The sequence below is a fragment of the Clostridia bacterium genome (assembly GCA_035628995.1).
GTDB lineage: Bacteria > Bacillota > Clostridia > Lutisporales > Lutisporaceae > BRH-c25.
This window is the reverse complement of the sequence record DASPIR010000010.1, coordinates 230,976-253,002: the sequence shown is the minus strand read 5'-3', so window position 1 is coordinate 253,002 and position 22,027 is coordinate 230,976. Positions and strand designations below refer to the sequence as shown.

Annotated in this window: 18 protein-coding genes; 13 read left to right on the top strand and 5 right to left on the bottom strand. The window is 40.7% G+C overall.

Annotated features, from left to right (window positions below; translation table 11 throughout):
* The first annotated feature begins 7 nt into the window (after window positions 1-7).
* The 9 genes from VEB00_03975 (at window position 8) to VEB00_03935 (ending at window position 10,970) form a co-directional block, all read left to right on the top strand.
* Window positions 8-937, top strand: a complete 930-nt coding sequence (locus tag VEB00_03975; protein ID HYF82172.1) for a M14 family metallopeptidase — start codon at window positions 8-10, stop codon at window positions 935-937.
* A complete protein-coding gene (locus VEB00_03970) occupies window positions 937-2,136 on the top strand; it encodes a hypothetical protein (protein HYF82171.1) in 1,200 nt (399 codons plus the stop codon). The genes VEB00_03975 and VEB00_03970 overlap by 1 nt, the downstream gene beginning before the upstream one ends.
* Window positions 2,137-2,148: 12 nt before the next feature.
* Window positions 2,149-3,246 carry a Xaa-Pro peptidase family protein gene (locus VEB00_03965; protein ID HYF82170.1) on the top strand — a complete coding sequence of 366 codons (1,098 nt, stop codon included), beginning with the start codon at window positions 2,149-2,151 and terminating at the stop codon, window positions 3,244-3,246.
* Between the two features lie 10 nt (window positions 3,247-3,256).
* The gene (locus VEB00_03960; protein ID HYF82169.1) at window positions 3,257-4,564 is read left to right on the top strand and encodes an aspartate aminotransferase family protein; all 1,308 of its coding nucleotides are present in this window, start codon (window positions 3,257-3,259) and stop codon (window positions 4,562-4,564) included.
* A gap of 16 nt (window positions 4,565-4,580) precedes the next feature.
* On the top strand, window positions 4,581-5,552 hold the full coding sequence (locus VEB00_03955) for an ABC transporter ATP-binding protein (GenBank protein HYF82168.1): 972 nt from the start codon (window positions 4,581-4,583) through the stop codon (window positions 5,550-5,552).
* A 5-nt stretch (window positions 5,553-5,557) separates the two neighbouring features.
* Window positions 5,558-6,505 (top strand): oligopeptide/dipeptide ABC transporter ATP-binding protein, encoded by a 948-nt coding sequence (locus tag VEB00_03950; GenBank protein HYF82167.1) that lies wholly within the window; start codon window positions 5,558-5,560, stop codon window positions 6,503-6,505.
* 267 nt (window positions 6,506-6,772) lie between these two features.
* Window positions 6,773-7,684 carry a D-2-hydroxyacid dehydrogenase gene (locus tag VEB00_03945; protein ID HYF82166.1) on the top strand — a complete coding sequence of 304 codons (912 nt, stop codon included), beginning with the start codon at window positions 6,773-6,775 and terminating at the stop codon, window positions 7,682-7,684.
* A gap of 11 nt (window positions 7,685-7,695) precedes the next feature.
* Complete coding sequence (locus VEB00_03940; GenBank protein HYF82165.1) at window positions 7,696-8,940, top strand: DUF1015 family protein; 1,245 nt, start codon at window positions 7,696-7,698, stop codon at window positions 8,938-8,940.
* Between the two features lie 128 nt (window positions 8,941-9,068).
* On the top strand, window positions 9,069-10,970 hold the full coding sequence (locus tag VEB00_03935; protein ID HYF82164.1) for an LTA synthase family protein: 1,902 nt from the start codon (window positions 9,069-9,071) through the stop codon (window positions 10,968-10,970).
* Between the two features lie 20 nt (window positions 10,971-10,990).
* Here the strand turns inward: VEB00_03935 and iadA are convergent, their stop codons facing one another.
* The 4 genes from iadA to nagZ all read right to left on the bottom strand — a co-directional run bounded on the left by iadA (window position 10,991) and on the right by nagZ (window position 15,597).
* Entirely contained in the window at window positions 10,991-12,163 is a 1,173-nt protein-coding gene (iadA, locus tag VEB00_03930) for a beta-aspartyl-peptidase (protein ID HYF82163.1), read from the bottom strand.
* Between the two features lie 29 nt (window positions 12,164-12,192).
* The gene (locus tag VEB00_03925; protein HYF82162.1) at window positions 12,193-12,951 is read right to left on the bottom strand and encodes a DUF4130 domain-containing protein; all 759 of its coding nucleotides are present in this window, start codon (window positions 12,949-12,951) and stop codon (window positions 12,193-12,195) included.
* Window positions 12,948-14,132 (bottom strand): putative DNA modification/repair radical SAM protein, encoded by a 1,185-nt coding sequence (locus tag VEB00_03920; GenBank protein HYF82161.1) that lies wholly within the window; start codon window positions 14,130-14,132, stop codon window positions 12,948-12,950. The genes VEB00_03925 and VEB00_03920 overlap by 4 nt, the downstream gene beginning before the upstream one ends.
* A gap of 181 nt (window positions 14,133-14,313) precedes the next feature.
* Window positions 14,314-15,597, bottom strand: a complete 1,284-nt coding sequence (nagZ, locus tag VEB00_03915) for a beta-N-acetylhexosaminidase (GenBank protein ID HYF82160.1) — start codon at window positions 15,595-15,597, stop codon at window positions 14,314-14,316.
* Between the two features lie 265 nt (window positions 15,598-15,862).
* On the opposite strand from nagZ, the gene VEB00_03910 reads away from it, so the two are divergent.
* The gene (locus VEB00_03910; protein ID HYF82159.1) at window positions 15,863-17,110 is read left to right on the top strand and encodes an aminotransferase class I/II-fold pyridoxal phosphate-dependent enzyme; all 1,248 of its coding nucleotides are present in this window, start codon (window positions 15,863-15,865) and stop codon (window positions 17,108-17,110) included.
* A 27-nt stretch (window positions 17,111-17,137) separates the two neighbouring features.
* On the top strand, window positions 17,138-18,361 hold the full coding sequence (locus VEB00_03905) for an alcohol dehydrogenase catalytic domain-containing protein (protein ID HYF82158.1): 1,224 nt from the start codon (window positions 17,138-17,140) through the stop codon (window positions 18,359-18,361).
* A gap of 22 nt (window positions 18,362-18,383) precedes the next feature.
* Here the strand turns inward: VEB00_03905 and VEB00_03900 are convergent, their stop codons facing one another.
* Window positions 18,384-19,820, bottom strand: a complete 1,437-nt coding sequence (locus VEB00_03900; protein ID HYF82157.1) for a hypothetical protein — start codon at window positions 19,818-19,820, stop codon at window positions 18,384-18,386.
* Window positions 19,821-20,001: 181 nt separating this feature from the next.
* Here VEB00_03900 and VEB00_03895 point away from each other — a divergent pair, with 181 nt between their 5' ends.
* Together VEB00_03895 and VEB00_03890 are read left to right on the top strand one after the other, a co-directional pair.
* Window positions 20,002-21,141: a ParM/StbA family protein gene (locus VEB00_03895; GenBank protein HYF82156.1), complete on the top strand. Its 1,140-nt coding sequence runs from the start codon at window positions 20,002-20,004 to the stop codon at window positions 21,139-21,141.
* 10 nt (window positions 21,142-21,151) lie between these two features.
* A complete protein-coding gene (locus VEB00_03890) occupies window positions 21,152-21,949 on the top strand; it encodes a hypothetical protein (GenBank protein ID HYF82155.1) in 798 nt (265 codons plus the stop codon).
* Window positions 21,950-22,027 lie beyond the last annotated feature (78 nt).

The window sequence follows — 22,027 nt, the reverse complement described above, 5'->3', positions numbered from 1 at the left end:
GACAACGATGAATAATTATAAATACTATGAATTACCAGTATGCTACATGGCTAATGGTCTTGAGCTTAGACTTCCGGTCCATGAGTTTTCAGGCGAAAAAGGTCCTGTGATTGGATTTTCTGCATCGGTGCATGGGGATGAAACCATAGGCGTAGAAATACTCAGGAGGGTAGCAGAAGAACTGAAAGGTATGGAAATAAGCGGTACTGTAAAAATTATGTCGACCGCAAACCCTTTAGCTTTTGAAGAAGCTAAAAGAAACAACCCAATCGACAGAAACAATATGAACAGGATTTTCCCAGGAAACTATAATGGCACTCTTACTGAAATACAGGCAAGAGTTATGGCGGATAAGTTCCTGGACGGCTTGGATGCATATGTAGATGTACATGCTGGCGGACAGGATCCGGTTGTTGACTATGCTTACATTATAAATGATGAAGGTTTCTCAAGATCCTTCCTATCTAAAATATTGTATAGGCCAAAAGTAGACTATGTAGGGACAACTGCTACCTATACAAAGCCAAAAGGAATCCCGACAATGAATATAGAATGCGGCGGAGGCCCTAACGACAGCTACTATATTGAAAAAGCGGTAAAAGGCATTCTAAACATATTAAAATACAAAAAAGTAATACCTGGTGAAGCAGAAACAAGAAAAGACCAGATAGTAGTTGACCATATAGAGCATGTAAACCCCCATCATGGCGGACTTTTCGTACCAGGCCTGAAATACAGCCAGATGAATACAATAGTTGAAGGAAAAGTTACGCTTGGTAAGGTATATAATCCTATGACTCTGGAGCTTCTGGAAGAAATAAAAGCACCATATGACAGGAACCTTATAATACTTATGAGAGGTAGCGTTAACACAATACTACCTGGAGATTTCTCTTTTATGATAGGTGATTTAAGCACTGCAGAAGGTGAGTTTTAATGAAATACAAGTACTCTCCAGAAGACTTTAAGCTAGCTGAAAGATACGCACAAACTGTTTTGAGGATGGATGGATTGTATAGAAAGAATCTTGCAGATGGTGAAACCTCCTTTTCCTCGGAAGGGTTGGTGCCTGTTATTCTAACTAAAATAGAATACAAACCCTTAGAAAACTGGATGGAAGCAAAAGAAACTCTAAAAGGGCTATATGATAAGTATAAAACGCTAGAAAACGATGTGAGAAGAAATTATATGTCGGAGCAAATTGCATCGACAATGCTTTTAGGTGAGTGGGTTTTTGAAAAAAATGATTATGAATATAGATACCTGGTTCAGAATTTGCTTCAGGTGGATCCAAATCCCGTGACTGAAAATCAAAGGAATATGCTACATGCAAAATTAGGTATGCTTCTATCTAATAAAAATTATAAGGGCAGCCTGAAGGAAAAAGTAAAAGCTTGGCAGAAGGAGCATATTGTAAACAAAGATTCAGTGGGTACCGTACTTAAAGATCTCATTAATGCGGCAAAGGATCAGACTATTGAGTTTGGCATTAATGAAATTGCAGATATAAATATAGAACCTATAGTAGTTCATGACGTTCCATATGGGGCATACATTGACTTTTTAGGTAATCAGATGCTTATAAATGGCGATTTGGATCACACCTATGAGGATCTGAAACACCTCATCACCCATGAGACCTTCCCTGGGCATGCTGCACACATGGAGGTAAGAAGACAAAGAGTAGAGGCTGGAGATGTTCCATTAGATGCGGCTCTGGTGATTACAAATACAGCAAGCAGTTCAATATTTGAAGGCATTGCAGATAATGGAGGAAGGTTTCTGGAATGGGACAAGGCCTTAGATGACCAGATAAACGAGCTTATTCAGGCAACTAAGAGTCTCGCCTCTTATGCAGGAGCACATATGCTTCACGAAGAGAATAAGGATGCAGATGTTGTTAAGGAATTCTTCAGAGAATTTGCGTTTATGAATGAGGCAGCAGTAAATTCAAGATTTAGATTCATATCCCACAAATTCAGGAAAACCTTTATGTATTCTTACTGGAGAGGGAATGAAGCGGTTTACAAGGCATACAAAAATGTTCCAAAGGAAAAATTCCCTGAGTTCATTAATTATCTGTATTGCAACATGCATAGTGCTAATACAGTAAATCAGTTTAATAAGATATTTTAGGAGTGGGTTTTATTGCTAGACAGAAAAAAGTTATCCAAGTTAGTAAAAATCCTAGGAGAAAACAACGTTGATGGTTGCGTTATGGGATCAAGCCATGATGTAGAGTTCCTTGTAGGCATCAAGCCTTTTACCGATGAGAGATTTAGAGGCTTTTACGTTTTGACTGATGGCAGATGGTTCTTCATATGCCCAGAACTATATTATGAAGATGTTAGAGAAGCATTAGGAGAGGAAGCTCATATTTATATATGGACAGATGCCGGTGGAGTCTTGGAATCCTTTGAGAAAGCAGGGGCGGACTATGGACTTGACGGAAAAACAATAGCAGTAAATGATGGAATAAGAGCCATGGACCTAATCGATATGCAAGATATGATACCATGTAAGTATGTAAATGGAAGCAATGTATTCGAGGAGTTAAGACTTCTTAAAGATGAGGAGGAGGCTCAATATTTAGCAAAGGCTGGAGAAATTGCCGACAAAACTTTCGAAGAAGTTGTGAAACACATAAGACCCGGAGTAACAGAAAAAGAAATTTCCAATAAGCTAAAGGAGCTGCTTACACAATTTGGAGGAGAAGGATTATCCTTTAGTCCTATAGTAGCTTCGGGACCAAATAGTTCCAAGCCCCATTATAATGATGATAAAAGAGTTATAGAGGAGCAGGATTTGGTTATATTGGACTATGGATGTACATACAAGGGATATTGCTCTGATATATCCAGGACAGTTTTTGTAGGTGAACCTACAGAAGAGCAAAAGAAAGTGTATGATATATGCCTAAGGGCAACTATTGCAGCAGAAAAAGCAGTAAAAGAAGGAATCACAGCAGAAGAGGTAGATAAAGTAGCCCGTGATATTATATCGGAAGAAGGCTATGGTGAATACTTTATATGCAGAACAGGACATGGAATAGGATTATCATTTCATGAAGCTCCGTTTATAAAAAACGGTAATAAGCAAATATTAAAAACTGGCATGTGCTTTAGTATTGAGCCAGGTATATATATCCCAGGTAAGTTCGGCATGAGAGTTGAAGATATTCTCATGGTGGATCGAGAAGGCATAAGAATTTTCAATAATTCTAACAGGAATATGATAATAGTATAGGGAGGATAATATGGAAAAATCTAAACAGCTGTACGATAGGGCCGTAAAAAGCGTACCTTACGGAGTTCATTCAAATTCAAGATACAGAGTGCCCCATCCGATTTATTTCAAAAGCGGAAAGGGAGCTTACCTTTACGACGTCGATGGCAATGAATATATTGATTTGAATTGTGGCAATGGTGCAGTAATGCTTGGTCATGGAAATGAAGAATTCAACAGAAGGTTTAATGAAAATCTTCAGTCTTGCAGTGGCTTGACTACCGGTTCAGAAACTGAACTGGCAGTAAAGGCAGCAGAAGTATTTAGAAAAATATTCCCGGTAGATAAGGTCAGATTTACGAATTCCGGTACTGAGGCAATAACTCATGTTATGCATATGGCAAGAGCCTATACTGGCAAGAATGATTTTGCATTAGTAGAAGGGGCGTATAATGGATGGTCTGATTATGTAAATATAAGCAATTTTCCAAGCTTAAGTGAAGTTGGAGATGCCAAGAGACCTAATGCAGTACCTGGTTCTGGTGGACTTGACAAGAAAGCGATAGATTCATCGCTGGTAATTCCTTTTAATGACCTGGAGGCTTCAAGAATACTGCTTACTGAGAATAAAGACAGAATAGCTGCGTTAATTCTTGAGCCTGTTATGATAGACATAGGTTTCGTAGAATCAGAAAAGGGATATTTGCAGGGCTTGAGAACTATTTGTGATGAGCTTGGTATCCTACTGGTCTTTGATGAGCTACTTACAGGCTTCAGAGTGCCGGATGGAAGTTGTCAGAAGCATTTTGGAATAGTACCGGATTTGTCAATATTCGGGAAGGCTATTGCGAATGGTCATATACTGGCTGCAGTGGCAGGAAAAGAAGATGTAATGAATATAGCTGCTCCGATTGGTGGAAAGACAGGCTATGTAGGAACCTTTAATGGTCATGTTTATTCCATGGCAGCAGGGTTAGCTGCAATGGAAATGCTATTGGACGGAACTGTCAGAGAGACACTGGATAAGCGTACCCTTTACTTAAAGTCCGAATTTGAAAAGAGCGCAAAAAAGTATGGCATCACAGCCATAATGAACGGGCGTGGCGGACATTTGCAGTGGTATTTTACTGATAGCGTGCAGAATTATCGAGATGCGGCAGGAAGCAATACAAGTAACTACGTAAACTTTGCAAATGCTATGCTGGAGCAAGGAATACTGGTAGTTCCAAAGCCCTTGTCACATCATGCGATCACACTGGGACACGATGATGAAGTAATTGAAAAGCTAGTTGTTGCAATGGATAATGCTCTTAAGGCAGCAGCTGAAAAAATCAAATAGTGTAGGATGTGTTCATATGGCGCCAATATTGCAAATTCAGAATTTAACAACGTCATTTAAAACGGAGCTGGGATATCTTAAAGCAATAAACGATGTATCCTTCAGTGTAAACAAGGGAGAAATTGTTGGCTTAGTAGGAGAATCCGGCAGCGGTAAAAGCGTAACCTCTTTCTCCATAATGAGGCTTTTACCAAAACATAATAGTAGAATAGACCAAGGAAAAATATTGTTTGGGGATACTGATTTGCTAGCCATTCCTGAAAAGGAAATGATTAAAATCCGAGGCAAAGAGATATCTATGATATTCCAAGAGCCCATGACTTCTCTAAACCCTGTATTTACTATAGGAGATCAGATAGGTGAAGTATTCAGAAACCATACTTCCTTGGATAAGAAAACAATAAATGTCAAAACAGTAGAGCTTCTTGACAGAGTTGGAATACCCAGAGCAAGCGAGATTATCCACGATTATCCCCACCAGCTTTCAGGTGGAATGCGTCAGAGAATCATGATTGCAATGGCAATAGCTTTAAAGCCGAAGATACTTATAGCAGACGAACCTACTACTGCACTGGATGTTACAATACAAGCCCAGATTCTTGATTTGATAAAAAATTTGGCAGAGGAAGACAATATGGCGGTTGTATTTATAAGTCACAATCTTGGAGTGGTTGCAGAACTGTGCCAAAAAGTAATTGTAATGTATTCAGGGCAATTTGTTGAGATGGCAGATACAGCAAGTATATTTAAGAATCCCCAGCATCCATATACAAAAAATTTGTTAGATTGTATTCCACGTATAGGAATGAGCAATAAAAAACTAAAGTATATAGAGGGAACAGTTCCCCACCCTGCTGATGAGCTTTTAGGCTGCAGATTCCAACCCCGTTGTTTTGCGGCAAAAGAGAAATGCTCCCAATTAAAGCCTGAGCTGATTGAAGTTGAACAGGGTCATTACTGTAGATGCTTTCGTGAGGATAAGGAGTAGGGAATATGATTTTAGAAGTTAAGGATTTAAAGAAGCACTTTCCCATTAGAGGAAAAAAGGATATGCGCGTTAAGGCAGTGGATGGTGTTAATTTCAGTATAGAACAGGGTGAGACCTTTGGACTGGTTGGAGAATCAGGCTGTGGAAAGACCACAGTTGCAAGGCTTATTATCAGGCTATACCAAGAAACCAGCGGCGAGATAATATGCAATGGTACGGATATAACCAAGCTGAAGAAAAGTGAAATGAAAAAATTCAGGAGAGACATCCAAATGGTTTTTCAGGACCCATACGCCTCACTAAACCCTAGGATGACTGTTGAAAGAACTCTTATTGATCCTCTGAACATCCACGGGATAGGAACTCCTGAAGAAAGAAAAAAGAGGGTCCTTGAGTTGCTGGAAGTTGTAGGATTGGACAAAAGATATGCAAAAAGGTATCCTCATGAATTTTCAGGGGGACAAAGGCAGAGAATAGGTATCGCACGGGCGCTGGCGCTAAATCCTAAGTTCATTATTTTGGATGAAGCTGTATCGGCCTTGGATGTTTCAATACAATCACAAATCATTAATCTGCTTCAGGAGTTGCAAGAAAGGTATAAGCTTACCTATTTATTTATATCTCATGACCTCAGTGTAATTGAATACATGTGCAACACAATTGGTGTCATGTACTTGGGAAAAATAGTAGAGATAGGAACGAAGGATGACATATTTAGAAATCAGAAGCATCCTTATACCCAAGCTTTACTATCGGCAATTCCTACCTTGGATTTTGAAAACAAAAAAAAGGCCATAATACTGAAGGGAGATTTACCTTCTCCTTCAAATCCACCTTCCGGATGTGCTTTCCATACTCGCTGTGGTAAGGCAATGGAGATCTGCAAGTCTGAGGTTCCGCCTACGATACTTATTGATGGAGTTCACAGTGTTGTGTGCCATCTTTATTGTTAAATATATCAAGAGTGTAAAGATAGAAGAAGTCAATAGTTAGTTTGGCTTCCTCTATCTTTTCTTTATTAGATATACTAGTTATCAATTGTGCTATACAAAAGCTCTTGGACGAATACAAAATCGGAATAAAGTCCATATTAAACGTACAATGAGTTGCTATTATATCCAAAGCTGTACAAAAAATAGATATAAAATGTTTGAATAATGCTACACAATTACATATAATAAAGGTGAGCAAGAATACTTGAGAGGAAAGGTAGGGGAAGTATGAAAAGAATATTAGTAACTGACGGCATGGAGAAATCCGGTATAGACAAGCTGAAAAGCAGCGGCTTTGAGGTAGTGGAGCAGTTCTATGAGCCGGAAGAATTGAAAAGCCAGATAAAAGAATTTGATGCAGTCGTAGTACGTTCAGCTACAAAAATAAGGCAGCCAATAATAGATGCAGCTTTGGAAACTGGAAGATTGAAGCTGGTTATACGCGGCGGTGTTGGAGTTGACAATATTGACGTAGACTATGCAAAGCTGAACGGAATAACTGTAACCAATACGCCAAATGCAAGCAGCGCATCTGTAGCGGAGTTAGCAATTGGACATATGTTCTGCATGGCAAGATATCTTCATATTGCAAATCATACAATGAGATTAGGACAGTGGAATAAAAAGAAGTATGAAGGAATCGAGCTTGCAGGAAAGACTTTAGGGCTTATCGGCTTTGGAAGAATTGCAAGAGAAGTTGCAAAAAGAGCATATGCTTTGGGAATGAAGGTTGTTTATACAGATATCATGGGTGTTATGGAGGGCTTTGACCACTTCAAGTTCATGACATTGGATGATCTTTTGGAAATTTCAGACTTCATATCAATACATATACCGGGTTCAAAGGATAAGCTGGCTGTTATTGGTGAAGCACAGTTTGCTAAGATGAAAGACGGAGTTTATATTGTAAATGCAGCAAGGGGCGGAGTTGTATGCGAAAACGCACTGTTAAATGCTCTTGATTCAGGAAAGGTTGCTGCTGCTGCTCTTGACGTATTTGAAGAGGAACCAACAAAGAATGAAAGAATATATACACATGAAAAGATTTCTCTTACACCTCATATAGGAGCTTCAACTATGGAAGCTCAGGAACGAATAGGTGAGGAAATCGTACAGATTATTCAAAAACACTTTGAATAGGGGAGAAAATAATGGCGATATTAAAAGCATTTAAGGCAATTAGGCCTACAACGGAGCTGGCGGATAAGGTAGCGGCTCTTCCTTACGATGTAATGGACAGTGATGAAGCAAGAGAAATGGTTAAGGGCAACCCGTATTCATTTCTGCATGTCGACAAAGCAGAGATAGACCTTGACCCATCAATAGATCACTATGACAAGAGCGTATATGAAAAAGCCAGAGACAACATGAGAGGCATGATAAAGGACGGAATTCTACAGCAGGACAAGAACAACTATCTGTACATATACAAGCAGATGATGAATGGTCGTGCTCAGATTGGTCTTGTTGGCTGCAACTCAATAGATGATTATATCAACAATATAATTAAGAAGCATGAATTTACCAGAGCAGACAAAGAGCAGGACAGGATAAACCATGTTGATTACTGCAACGCCAACACAGGTCCTATATTCCTTACATACAGGGCTAAGAAGGCAATCAACGACATGGTGGACAGCTGGATGACAAAGCACAAGGCCGTATATGACTTCGTATCCGAAGACAAGATAGGCCATACAGTGTGGGTAATTGATGATGAAGCTGTTATTAAAAAGCTGGAAGCGGAATTTGCTGCTATTGATTATTTATATATAGCTGACGGACATCATCGTTCGGCTTCTGCTGTAAAGGTAGGTCTTAAAAGAAGAGAAGAGTTTCCTAATTTTAAGGGCGATGAAGAATTCAATTTCTTCCTTTCAGTGCTTTTCCCAGACGAGCAGCTGTATATAATGGACTACAACAGGGTAGTGAAGGATTTGAACAGCAATAGCTCTGAGGAGTTTGCAAAAAAGGTCGGCGAAAAATTCGTCGTAGAAGCATATAATGGTAACGAACCTTACAAGCCTTCCACTAAGCATACCTTCGGGATGTATTTGGATGGTAAATGGTATAAGCTGACAGCCAAAGCAGGAACCTTCAATGAAAATGACCCTGTCGACAGGCTTGACGTATCTATTATGCAAAATAACCTGCTTAGCCCAATACTGGGGATACAGGACCCAAGGACTGACAAGAGGATAGACTTTGTCGGAGGCATCAGGGGTCTCAAGGAGCTTGAGAGAAGAGTCAGCGTCGGAATGAAGGTCGCTTTCTCCATGTGTCCTACTACAATTGATGACCTTATGTCCATAGCTGACGCAGGCCAGGTAATGCCGCCTAAGTCAACTTGGTTTGAACCAAAGCTGAGAAGCGGGTTGTTCATCCACGAACTTTAATGAAAAGCGCTCATTTGAGCGCTTTTTTCATTTTATCAGAGCTTGTATAATTTTTTTGATTGATGTAGAATATACTTTGTTGCAATCGTATAAATACATAAAATACACATTGATTCGAGGATGATACAATGAAGCACATTAATAGGAATAGAGTTATTGAGTTAATAAAAAACAGTATGAGTAATGAAATCCACTTATTCTTTATATTTATTGCGTTGAAGCTTCTGGTTTTCAATGGGATAATGGAAAGCAGCAGCATTAAGAATATTGCATTGTTCGCCTCTGTTGTGGGTACAGTACTTGTACTTGTATGCTGGACTGGTCTTATACCTAAGACAGCTCGGTTGACTTTTCTGTATTTGATTGATATCGCAGTCACGCTTATCATAATAGCAGATATGCTGTTTTACAGGTATTTTACTGATGTGCTCTCAATGAATGTTTTAACTCAAGCCTCCAGTGTAACCTCAGTGAAAAGCAGTGTAGTCAGTCTGCTGCATATATCCGATCTGATATTTGCACTAGACCTTTTTATAATACCTTTAATACTTAATGTTAGCAAAAGTGTGAGCAGACGCAGCAATATAGCCTATAGAAAAAGAATTATACGTTTCGTTTTTGCATTTGTAATAGGCTTTGGACTTTGCAGCTACGGCATATTTAGCTTGTTGAAAACACAACCCTTTATACTGAGCTCATTTTATGACAGGGTATATATCGTGCAGAATATTGGACTGTTGAGCTTCCACAGTATTGATGCCTTTAAGTTTGTAAAGTCGAAGGACAAAGAGGCAATGCCGGTAACCGAGGACAATAAGATAAACATACGTGAATTTTTAGATAGCAAAAAGGCTGATAAGCCGCAGAACCCCAAGCTATTTGGCGTAGGCAAGGATAAGAATTTAATAGTGATTCAGGTGGAAGCTCTTCAGGAGTTTGTTATAAACAGAAGCATCAGTGGACAGGAGATTACTCCAAATCTGAACAAACTGATAAAGAACAGCCTATATTTCGACAATTACTATACCGAGACAGCGGGAGGGGGGACCTCGGATGCCGAGCTCCTGTCCAATGCATCTATGTTTCCGGCAAAGGAAGGCTCAGCATACATAAGGTTTTCAGGAAACGAGTACTATTCCCTTGCCAAAAGGCTGAAGCAGGAAGGCTATTATGCCTCGGCAATGCATGCGTATAAGCCTGGCTTTTGGAATAGAAGCGTAATGTACAAGACACTCGGATTTGATGAGTTTGTGAATAAGAACAGTTTAGTGCAGGATGAGATAGTTGGCATGGGACTCAGTGATAAATCCTTCTTCAGACAATCACTTGAGCAACTGGAGAAATATAAGGAGCCATACTACTCGCTCTTAATAACCCTTACCAGCCATTATCCCTTTGACAATGATGAAAAGTACTACAGCAAGTTTGATGTAGGGGAGTACAAGGATACTTTCTTAGGGAATTATCTTGAGTCTATCCACTATGCTGACGAAGCCTTGGGAGAATTCATTGAGGGGCTGGAAGCAAGCGGAATTATGGAACGCTCGGTACTGGCTATATATGGGGATCATTTTGCCATACCGAAGGATAAAAAAGAGTATCTGGGAGAATTCTTGGGATTGGGTGTTATGGATGATTTCAACTGGGTGAAACAGCAGAAGGTACCGCTCATTATACATATACCGGGAAATACCTATAAGGGGACTAAACATATAGCTGGCGGAGGCGTGGATTTCATGCCGACTATATTGAATGTAATGGGTGTTGACAGCAGCAGCATGCCAATGCTGGGCCGGGATTTGCTGAATTCTTCTGAGGGGATTGCAATTTTAAGGCATGGTTATTTCATAACTGACAAATACATTTGCCTTACAGCAGATGGAGTAGCATATGATGTTAAAACCGGTGAAAAATATCCAATAGAAAAACTGGAGAAAGAAAAGGAGCTTGCAAGAAAGAGCCTTGAGTATTCAGATTTGATAATAGAAAATAATTTAGTGAATGAGCTAATAGAATATTTAAGAAAGTAAAGGCAGGTGCATACCTGCCTTTACTTTTCAAAGAAACCTTTGACGATTGCTTCATGATTCTTAACCATTATTTGCCCTTTTGCAATAACAGTATGAATGTTAAGATCGCTGTCAAGCAGTACTATGTCAGCGTCAGAATTCTCCCTGACTGTACCCTTGCGAGGATACAATTTAAGTGCCTTTGCAGGGTTCTGTGTAATAAGGCTCAAACCCTGTTCCAACGTAACTATGCCATCCTGTATTGCACTTCTTATGTCCTTATGCAAGACTGCTGCACGTCCTATATCAATGCTTATGAGGGTTTCATTTTCATCAAAAATGGGAATGCTTCCATTGGCATCAGAGCTGGCACATACATGATCCAGGGGTATACCATTTTTTAAATAAAGCTTTAGTGCATCGCCTATGCTCATACAGTCCGGCAGCTTTTCGCTCTTATAGAAATCAGAGGTCAAATCTACGAAACCTCCCATCTTGATAAATTCCATACTCTGTTCTACAAGATGTCTGGCTCTGTTCATATGCGTTGGCATGAATTGCTTGGCTGGAATCTCTGTGGTCTTAGCAATTTCCATAAGGGGCTTTATACCATCGGGACCTTCCCCTAAATGAAGATGAACAATCCCTGCCTTTTTAGAAAGTAATCCACCCACTCTAGTATGTGCTGCCAATTTTTTGAGATCATCCAAGCTGGGTTGAGAGGAGCGGTGATCGGATATTGCTACTTCACCCACTCCAATGACTTTATCTATTAGGATAAGGTCAGATTCTACAGAACCAGTAATGGTTTTGAATGGTAATGCGTAGCAGCCGCTATAAATGTAAGTGGTTATACCTTCATCTTCAAGAGCCTTTGCTTTTGATAGCAGTGCTTCCATACTTCTAGTGACCCCATCGGTACCAAGAAGACCCACGGCAGTAGTAATACCAGCGGTAGTAAGTTCGGTTATTCTAATGTCGGGGGTTCTGGTGCTAGGCCCACCTTCACCGCCACCCCCAGATAAGTGAACATGTTGGTCAACAAAGCCCGGAACGGCCTTAAAGCCGCTCCCATCAATTGTTTCTGTATTAAAACCAGCAGGGAAATCGATAGAGTCAGCAATTTTAATGATTTTATCATTGCAGATAAGAATATCCTTCTTGCCCTCATATTTTGGTTCATATACGTCCACATTCCTTATAAGCTTAAACATAAATCACCTCTTAATTAAGTAGTTTTATGTTACTCTTCACTTTTCAGTATCTTTCCCTCCGGCATCCAATCCCAGTATTTTTTCGGTATCTTTGCTGCGGCGAGCTGCATATTTTTCTTCGGTTCTATATACTGGGACTTATAGTATTCTTCCCAGACAGAGTCATAAATATCTTCTTTTGAATATTTTTCGTAAGCTTCAAAGTCCACATCGAATAGGAGGCCGTTTTCTATTGCTCTTGAATGTTGATCGGCAAGGATGACAACACGATGATTGGGGTATCTGCCCTGAAATTCCTTGAGTATAAGATCGACGGTATCGTGATAGAGAAGAGGCTTGGCGACAAGGCACTTCTCTCCAGCCGGCTTGAATCTTATAAAACCCATCATTCTGTAGACCTCGTGGTTGACATCGCTGCAAAGGGAGTTGAGCTTTTTACTGTACTGAGAAGCCCCTTGCAGACAGTAGTCAATGCCTTTTGTAAAAGCATCTTCAACTGCTTTGAATATAACAGAGTATTTGCTCTCGGAGCTATGTTTAAGGGCTTTATATATCACATGCATCAGTTCATTGCCCTTGTGAGTATGAAGCCAATCAGCATTCCTGTGAAATTGCTCCTTGTATTGCTGCGCCAACGCTTCAAGGTCATAGCTGTCTGTATTGATTACTGCATCCCCGCTAAAAAGAAGAAGACTGCTGCTGCCCGCTGTTATTACCGTATCTCCTGTAAGCTTGGTGAGCATGAAAGCTTTTAATATTGATTGAGGATTGTCTGAGAACATTATCATAAGCTGATCTCCTTAAATATACTTAACTGCTCAAATTCATATTTGGGCGGGTCCATAAGCCATCTGCTGCTGTCATAGCATTTCCCCGAAATAGTAATGAATTTCTGGCTGCGTTTTAAGCTTATCCCCATATTCTTTAGCTCCAAAGGACTTTTTATCCGATACTGCCGGCGGATCTCAAGTATTTTGCGAGCTGATTTGGGGCCTATTCCAGGCACTCTGAGAAGCTGCTCCAGGGATGCCCTGTTTACCTCTACAGGGAAAAATTGAGGATTTCTGACGGCATACATGAGCTTGGGGTCAAGCTCCAGGTCAAGATTACCCGTTCCATTAAAATAAAAGTCCTTGAATTTGAAGTCATAAAATCTCATCAAGAAGTCTGATTGATAAAGTCTGCTTTCCCTAATCCGAGGGGCGGGAGCCACATTCTCCAGCGGAGTGTCATATACAGGACTAAACGCGCTGAAATAAGCCCTTTTCAGATTGTAGGAAGAGTAAAGGTCATTAACAGTCGTCAGTATCTCCTTATCACTTTCCTGGGCGGCACCTACAATGAACTGAGTGGTATGTGTCGTGCCGGGATTCTGCCCTATTACCCTGGCAATATTCTCAATAGGAAGCAGCAAGTCCTTCTCGTAATCCTTGCTGCTGCTTAGTGCTTTGAGTCTTTCGCTGTTAGGCGCTTCAAGGTTGAGTGAGATTCTGTCCGCAAGCCTGACTGCTTGATTAATATACTGTTCCGAGGTACCCGGCAGCATCTTAAGGTGGATGTAACCTCCGAATCGATACCTCATTCTCAGTATCTCAATGGTCTTCAGCATGTTTTCAATTGAGTCTGACATACCGTGTCGAACGCCTGAGCTAAGAAAAAGCCCTTCTACATAGTTCCTCTCGTACATATCTATAAACAGCCTGGATAATTCTTCGGGAGCAAAGGCTATTCTCGGCACATCCCGTTGTGCCCTGTTTGGGCAGTAGCTGCAGTCTTTCTCGCATTCATTGGTCATAAGAACCTTAAGAAGAGAAACGCATCTTCCATCGGGAGTAAAGGAGTGGCAGACTCCGGAGGGGACAGTATTGCCCATGTCCGCTTTTGCGATTTTGCGGCCTGAGGAGGCACTGGAGGAACAAATGTCGTACTTGGCTGCCTCCCCTAATATCGCCAGCTTTTTTATGTCCATAGCATCATCTCCAAGTGTTGGTTTTATATACAAATCATAGCATATTTAAGTCGAATATGCAAACATATGTTCGTATATATTATGTACATATTTGGGCAATTTTAAAAGGACAGATGAAAATCATCTGCCCTTTAATTGCTGCGCAAGCCCTGCCTAAACCCCGAACCTCGAACCAAAACTCTTACCTTGCAGCTTTTATTTTACTATTCAATTCCTCCAGCACCGCCTTGTGCTCCTTGCTGGTGAAGTTATTTCTGGCTTCTTCAAGGCTGTACTCCATTGTATCTGAAAGCTTGTGCTTAAGTTTTACCTTGATAATCCTAAGCACTGATTCGTTGAGCCTCTGCTCTGTTATCCTGCCGTTCCCGCATGCGTCTTTCAGAGCTTTCAATACCCTATCCTGTATTGTTTTGGTATGCCCTATAACAAATATATCAAGTCCGGCGTTGAAGGAGGTAATAACACACTCCTCAAGTGTGGCTTTGCCGCTCATATACCCATACATCTCTATTTCATCTGAAATGGAAATGCCCTTGAAGCCTAATTCCTTCCGGAGAATATCGGTAAGGAAATAGCTGGACATCGTAGCAGGCAAACCTGAGGGGTCCAGCTTTGGATATGCAAGATGCCCTACCATTACAGCCTCCAGGCCTTCATTAATCGCAGTTCTGAAAGGAACCAGCTCCCTGCCCTGGAATGTTTCACTATCAATGTTTATTATTGGCAGCTTGCCGTGGGAATCCACAGTAGTGGCTCCGTGGCCGGGGAAATGCTTTGGAACGGCTATGACGCCTGTCGCCTGTAAACCGTTGATAAAGGCTGTTCCATGAGCTGATACTATGTCTGCAGTAGCTCCGTAGGAACGTCTTATAAGCAGCTTGTTTTCACTGCTGCTGACTATATCCAGCACAGGAGCGAAATCAAGATTTATGCCTGAAGCCCCAAGCTCCTGACCTATGACTTCCCCTGTCTTATAAGTGAGCTCCGGATCTCCTGCTTTGCCCACAAGCTTTGCATCCGGAAAATGCGTCCCGCCCGCTGGGAGTCTTGATACTGTGCCGCCTTCCTCATCCACCGAAATAAATAGAGGCAAGGGGTTTTTCAGGTCGTTCCTCTCCTTTAAGCTATTGACCAAGTTATACTGGGAATCAAAATCCTCATAATTCCTTTTAAAAAGGATAAATCCCGAAACCTTGTATCTATCGATGTAATCCTGGAGGTCTTCCTCGGTGACATCCTGCGGGAACCCTACAACCAAGAGCTGACCGACCTTTTCATCAAGATTCATTTTATTGAGTATAGCGGCGGCGTTTTCTTCCAACTCATCCCGCTTATCGTCAATCACTTCACTATCCTGAGGCGGCGTTCCGGAATCAGGTTTGCTTTCGGAAACCGGAGGGATAGAGCAATTTGTTGCTATTAAGAAGGTAAGTATTAAAAGAGTAATCAAAACAAGCTTCTTCAAATTAATAACCTCCGATGCTTGTGATTTTTTATAGTATGTTCTACTTTTCATTATCTATGGCAGGGTAGTTAATGTCAAGAAGTGGTGTCGCATTATGACTTATAAAAAGTTGTCTACAACATATGAATCGTACTTCTAAATATTTGAAAAAGTGGTATAATATATAACAAATCTCGTGTGCACAAAATTGTACACATAGGGTTGTAGGGGTTGTGAATATTGGTTTCCAGAAACGTTATAAGAATTTTATCAGGAGGTTACAGTAATGGATTCAAGAAACTACAGTCTTGCAGATTTTTTTAAAGTGCCCGATACCGATATAATGGGCAGAGCAAAGGCCTTTGGGGAATACAGAAAGGATATCGAAGACAAAAGGCATCTGCAGTACAGGAGGGTATCAACAGATGGGTCAAGTCCGGTAATGAAGGTGAGAGATCATTATACTGGGAAGATAAAGGAGATGGTTTATCTCGCTTCTAATGACTACTTGAACCTGACGAAGCATCCGAGGACTATTGCAGCAGGCAGAGAAGCTCTGGAGAAATATGGTTCCGGGGCAGGCAGCGTTCCTCTGCTGGGTGGGACTCTGGATATACATATTGAACTGGAGAAGAAGATTGCTAAATTTAAAGGCTGCGAGGATTCTATAATTTATACCTCGGGTTTTGGCTCCAACTGCGGCACGCTGCTTTCCATCCTGCAGGAGGAGGATATTGCAATACTTGATATGCTTGTTCACGCCAGCATAATAGATGGCTGTAAAAATACAAACACAAAGTTTTTTAGGCACAGTGATATGGATTCTCTGGAGAAGGTACTTATAAGAGTAAAGGATAAATACAGGACAAAACTAATTGTAGTTGACGGAGTTTATTCAATGGATGGAGATATTGCTCCGCTTGACAAGATCGTGGAGCTGGCAAAGGCGCATGGAGCTTATGTTATGGTAGATGAAGCCCATGCTACCGGAGTCATAGGAGAGACAGGAAGAGGCACCCCACAGCATCATAGTATTGAAGGCAGGGTAGATATTGTTGCAGGCACCCTATCAAAAGCCTTGGGCGGAGTAGGCGGCTTTATTGCTGCAAGCGGGGAGCTTGTTGAGCTGCTTCGCTACTACTCAAGACCATACATATTCTCTACTGCAATGACTCCTCAAGTTACAGGCTCGCTGCTTGCTGCGCTGGATGTCATTGAGGATGAGCCGGAGCATAGGGAAAGGCTTTGGGACAATATCAATTATTTCAAGTCTAACCTCACTGAAATGGGGTTCGATCTGGGAAACTCGGAAACGGCTATATTCCCGATTATCATAGGGAATGACCTTAAGATAAGGGAGATGTGCAGAAGACTGCATGAGCTGGACATATATGTTAATCCGGTAATGTATCCTGCAGTTCCAAAGAGAATGGCGAGAATCAGAATGAGTCTTATGTCTACGCATACCAGAGAACATCTGGATAAAGCGCTGGAAGCCTTAGAGACTGTGGGCAGAGAATATAATGTTATATAAAACTTTTTTATACGAGGGGGAATAGAATTGAAAGGGATAGTATTTGACGGGGATGTAAAGAAATACGTGGGCACGCTGATGCTGGGAAAGGTCAATAAAAAGCTCAGTTATGGGGGAATCACCTGTACCAGCTATAAAGATAATCTTAAAGAGCCTGAGCTCCCAGGGCAGGATTGGGTGAAAATCAAGACCAGCTATGGAGGAGTCTGCGGGAGTGACCTCAACCTGGTGTATCTGCATGATAGTCCTTCTGCATCACCTTTTGTATCCTTCCCTTTTGTAATAGGACATGAGAATGCTGGTGTGATAGCAGAAAAAGGAAATAATGTAGAGGGCTTCGAGGTAGGAGACAGGATAATTGCAGATCCTATACTTTCCTGCAGGGTGAGGGGCATTGAAGAGGAATGTCCAAGCTGTAAGAGCGGCAATGCGGCTTTGTGCAGCAACTTTACCAGAGGTTTATTGGCACCGGGAATGTCCATCGGCTCCTGCAGGGATACGGGAGGAAGCTGGGGAGAATATTATATTGCTCACAAGTCACAGCTCATTAAGCTTAATGAAGATACCAAGAGCGAGGATGCTGTGCTGGTTGATGCAATAGCCTCGGCTCTTCACCCTGTTGCAAGGAATTTTCCGGATGATAATGAAAAGGTACTGGTGGTGGGAAGCGGAATTATTGGACTCATGGTAGTGGCATGCCTTAGGGCGCTGGGGTCCAAATGCAGCATTACTATTCTTGCAAGACATAAATTCCAGGGTGACCTGGCTGAACTATATGGTGCAGATAATGTTGTATATACCCGAGATAATGATTATTTCTCAACCTTCGCAAATATAACAGGAGGCACGCTGTATAAGCCCATTATAGGCAAGAGAGTTATGGCAGGGGGCTTCGACAGGGTTTTTGAATGTGTCGGCTCGGATTTGAGTATTGATGAGTCTTTGAGATTTACAAAGCAGGGAGGAACCATGGTGCTTATTGGCCTGGCTTCTGCTCCAAAGGGCGTAGATTGGACTCCGATATGGCTTAAGGAGGTCAAACTGCATGGGGCTTATTGGTGCAGCACTGAAAGCATTCAAGGGAAGACGGCCTCCACGTACAGGCATACCCTTGACCTGATTCAAGGCGGGAAGATCAATATCAAGCCGCTTGTTACCCATGTGTTTGATATAAAGGACTATAAGCAAGCTCTGCAGGTTGCTTCGGGCAAAAGTAAATATAGGAGTATAAAGGTATTGTTCGGTTTTTAAGGAAAAAGAGAAGCCGCATTGATTAATGCGGCTTCTTATTATTTATCTTAAAATATTTGCTTTTTGCTATCGCACTTCTAACTGAGTCGTAATGTTTTAGAAGCTTCAGCTTCAAATTCTTGATGTCTGAAGTGGGGAGCTTTGTTCTAAGCTTTACTGCAATCTTGCTGTCCTTCAAGTTGACAACGTCTATTTTTATATTATTTAAGCCTTCCGTTATATATTTTCGGTCGGTAAGCTTATGAAATTTCTCCTTAATGTATTGCGATATTTCCATGTCATCATTATCTGTATATGAGATGTCGTTTATGTACTTATAAATATTCCGGATATTATTCCTATATTTCTTTGAGGTATTTTCGATGCCGGTTGTGTCTGTTGCAAGATTTTTTATCAGTGCAGCCATTGTTTTCTGCTCGTATGGTATTTCAAACGTACTGCAATTAAGATCCACAGCAGGCATGATATTCTTGTTGGGCAGCCTTATAAAAAGCAGCTTCTCCTCTATCTTGCCGATATCTATTGTGTCACTGAGGGTCTTGTTATATATAAGTGATACTGTTTTCTGGGTATCAATGCCTGCAGATATCAGCTTAAGAAGAAGCTTTTTTGTAGCCCTTATCTTGGTGGGCATGAAGTCGTGCACTATGAAAACCTTGCTGGCTGTTTTATATATGTAGGGAGTACCTATTAACGAGCTTTCATCAGCATTTACAATTATAAAATCATACAGATCGCTTAGTTTTCTAAGTATCTCACAGAAATATATGACCTCAGGACCTTTTTTATCATACTCATAGTCATATACATAAAGGTCTACCAGGCCATCAGTGTAAATGTTCACAGACCTGAAGAAATCACTGGATATAGAAAAATCCTTCAAATTGCCCGTGTTTAGAAAGCTGTGCTTGGGGAAATAATTGATGAGCTTATTCTTCCTGGTGATATCAATTAGTGCAAGCTTTTGATTATTTTCCCTGAAAGTCTCGCTTAAGGAGGCAATTATTGAAGTCTTGCCAGTGTTCCCGGGACCTACGAAGTATATTATATTTTCTTCCTGCGTAACTGGTTCTACCGGACTGTCATCTATAAATTCGAGAGTGATAAATTTATGTTTCTCCAGTCTTTCTAAAAATGCGACATGTTTCGGCGTACTGCTGCTTGACATGTTTTTGTCCATAATGAAGACAACTCTGATAGGAACATCATGTGGTATAAGAAAATTGAACAAATCATATATAATGTCATTTACTGATTCGTCAGAATAATTTATAATAATATCATAATGATTAGCAGAATCTACCTTGCAAATATCTTCCTTATTCGAGCAATTGCAGATGGATGTGTTCTCTTCGACATTGCTTGAAGTATAGCTGTGAAGATAAGAAGAAGAGGATGAACCTGTGGAGATAATGCAACGGTGCACCTTAGAAGCACTTTTATTATTTACATTTTCCAACTTATACCCTCCCTTAGTAAAGCAACATACATCTTGAAATTAACACAAAATGGTTGATTTTTCAACAAATTGAGACAAATTAGGACTAAAGTCCTATATGCTGCTGGGAAGATATGGAGTATCGTATACTATAGAATAGTTGTATTCATTTACTTTTATAATATTATAAGGAGGTCTTTTAATGGAGTCTCGGGTTAAAATTTACGCAGATGGTGGAAACAGATTGACGAAAGTAATGGAGGAATCCAGAAAGCCTTTTGATTTTCCAACAATCATATCTGAGCCGGAGAAGGATTTGAACTATGGTTTGAACTTTGACTTCGACCTTTCAGACTGGAATAACGATGCTGCAAAGCTCGATATTAACAATATGTTTGTTGAAATCATTAAGGATGGTGAATCTAGGGGCAAGATGCTGGTAGGAAAGGCCGCTGAAGAAAAAGGTCTTCTGATAAGAGACAGGAACAGATATCAGGAGAAAGCAGCAGATGAAGTAATAATGTTCTGCATAATAGCAGGCATAGCTTACAATCTGGCCAAGTACAACAAAAACTATCAGAAAATTGACCTTACAGTTAACCAGCCCCTTATAGAGTATGCAAGGAATAAAGAAGAGTCCGCTAACAAATATACTGAGAGCCTCATGGGAAATATGAAGGTTATGTTCTTTAACATATACAACCCTTCACAGGTAATATACGAGGTAGTATTTGATATTGAAAAAGTAGTTTTATGTCCTGAAGGTATAGCTGCATTCTTCCAGTATGCGGTCAATGAAGATGGAAGCGTTAAGGAAGAATTCAAGGATGATATGAAAACAGTAGTTTGGGATGTAGGCTCAGGACAGATAAATGTAGCTGCATTCGATGGCTTCAAGGTAGCAGGGGTAAACACCTTCGAAAAGGGTATGTTCGACTGTTATGAGAAGATTTCATTGATACTTTATAACAACTTCAGGGACAAGCTCGACAGAAAACCATACAGCTTCGAAGTTGACAATATGATAAGATTCCATGAGTCGGTGCTCAAGGGCAAAAAGGGTGAGGACATAGATGCAAGCGGCATAGTTAAAAACGTATTTGATGTCTTTGCATATGACCTGAGCAAGGATATCAGAGAATTTGCAAAAATAAAGTTCATGGGCAGCTGCGACAGCATAATATTTGCCGGCGGCGGAAGCAAGATACTCTTTGAATATCTCAGCAAGTATCTGAGCAATGACTTTATTTGCATAAAGAGTAATATTGGAGAATATGACAATGTAGTAGGAAGCATGTACTATAGAATGTACAGGGATGTTAAAACAAGCCTTGAAGGGTAGGTGCTAGCTTTTGATTATTAAGCTGTTGGAGCAGCCAATTATAGCAATGCATGAAGCAGAAATCGCAGGAACGGTGGACGGAGTTATAATCAAAGACAATAAGGTCAGCGGCATCTATCATAGGAATATGGAGAACCACTTTACCATTCCTGTAGAAAGTGCAATCATAGGCAGTGATGCTGTCATGATTCAGGATGTGAAAGCCATGACAATGGCGACCCAGGATGTAAAATCCCTTAAATCCATGCTCGATGTTTACAACATCAGCGGAAAGCATTTAGGGTGCTTACGTGAGATTGAGGTGGACGACCAGCTTGTTGTCCAATACATATACACAGAGTATTACAAAATTGAAATGTCAAAGATAGTGAACTATGGAAGCGTGATTGTTGCGGATTTAGAAGAAGCTGAGTTTGAAAAGACAGAAGCTGCGATTCAGGAGACGGGGTCAGAGATCTTGACTGAAGAAGAAGCTTCTGAGGAAGATGATTCTTCAGAAGAGGAAGCTGCAGTATCCATGGAAATAGGGCCGGAAATCAAATGGAATGATGAAAGCCACAAGCAGAAGGAGAAGAGCCTTGAGAGCTCTGAACTCAGTGTAGTAAGATCCATACATCATAATGATGAGAAGGATGTTATTCCCGGAGTAGATGCAAAATATGCGTATCTATGCGGCAAGCAGCTTTTGGAAGGTATAGACATAGAGGATATTTTCTACGAGAAGGGAACAATAATCAGCGCAGAACTGATAAAGCATGCAATCAGCAATAATGTGATTGTGAAAGTAATAGTGAACGCAGAGGATTAATAGAAGGCGAGAAATCGCCTTCTTATTTTTTTATACACATAAAGTCGTTGATAAAAATGGAGTTAATTCCAAAAAGTC

Coding starts and splice junctions, on each gene's coding strand:
- VEB00_03920 (HYF82161.1), bottom strand. CDS start 14,132: ATGGACATAAAAAAGCTGGCGATATTAGGGGAGGCAGCCAAGTACGAC.
- VEB00_03945 (HYF82166.1), top strand. CDS start 6,773: ATGAAAAGAATATTAGTAACTGACGGCATGGAGAAATCCGGTATAGAC.
- iadA (HYF82163.1), bottom strand. CDS start 12,163: ATGTTTAAGCTTATAAGGAATGTGGACGTATATGAACCAAAATATGAG.
- VEB00_03960 (HYF82169.1), top strand. CDS start 3,257: ATGGAAAAATCTAAACAGCTGTACGATAGGGCCGTAAAAAGCGTACCT.
- VEB00_03910 (HYF82159.1), top strand. CDS start 15,863: ATGGATTCAAGAAACTACAGTCTTGCAGATTTTTTTAAAGTGCCCGAT.
- VEB00_03925 (HYF82162.1), bottom strand. CDS start 12,951: ATGATAATGTTCTCAGACAATCCTCAATCAATATTAAAAGCTTTCATG.
- VEB00_03895 (HYF82156.1), top strand. CDS start 20,002: ATGGAGTCTCGGGTTAAAATTTACGCAGATGGTGGAAACAGATTGACG.
- VEB00_03940 (HYF82165.1), top strand. CDS start 7,696: ATGGCGATATTAAAAGCATTTAAGGCAATTAGGCCTACAACGGAGCTG.
- VEB00_03935 (HYF82164.1), top strand. CDS start 9,069: ATGAAGCACATTAATAGGAATAGAGTTATTGAGTTAATAAAAAACAGT.
- VEB00_03955 (HYF82168.1), top strand. CDS start 4,581: ATGGCGCCAATATTGCAAATTCAGAATTTAACAACGTCATTTAAAACG.
- VEB00_03950 (HYF82167.1), top strand. CDS start 5,558: ATGATTTTAGAAGTTAAGGATTTAAAGAAGCACTTTCCCATTAGAGGA.
- VEB00_03975 (HYF82172.1), top strand. CDS start 8: ATGAATAATTATAAATACTATGAATTACCAGTATGCTACATGGCTAAT.
- VEB00_03970 (HYF82171.1), top strand. CDS start 937: ATGAAATACAAGTACTCTCCAGAAGACTTTAAGCTAGCTGAAAGATAC.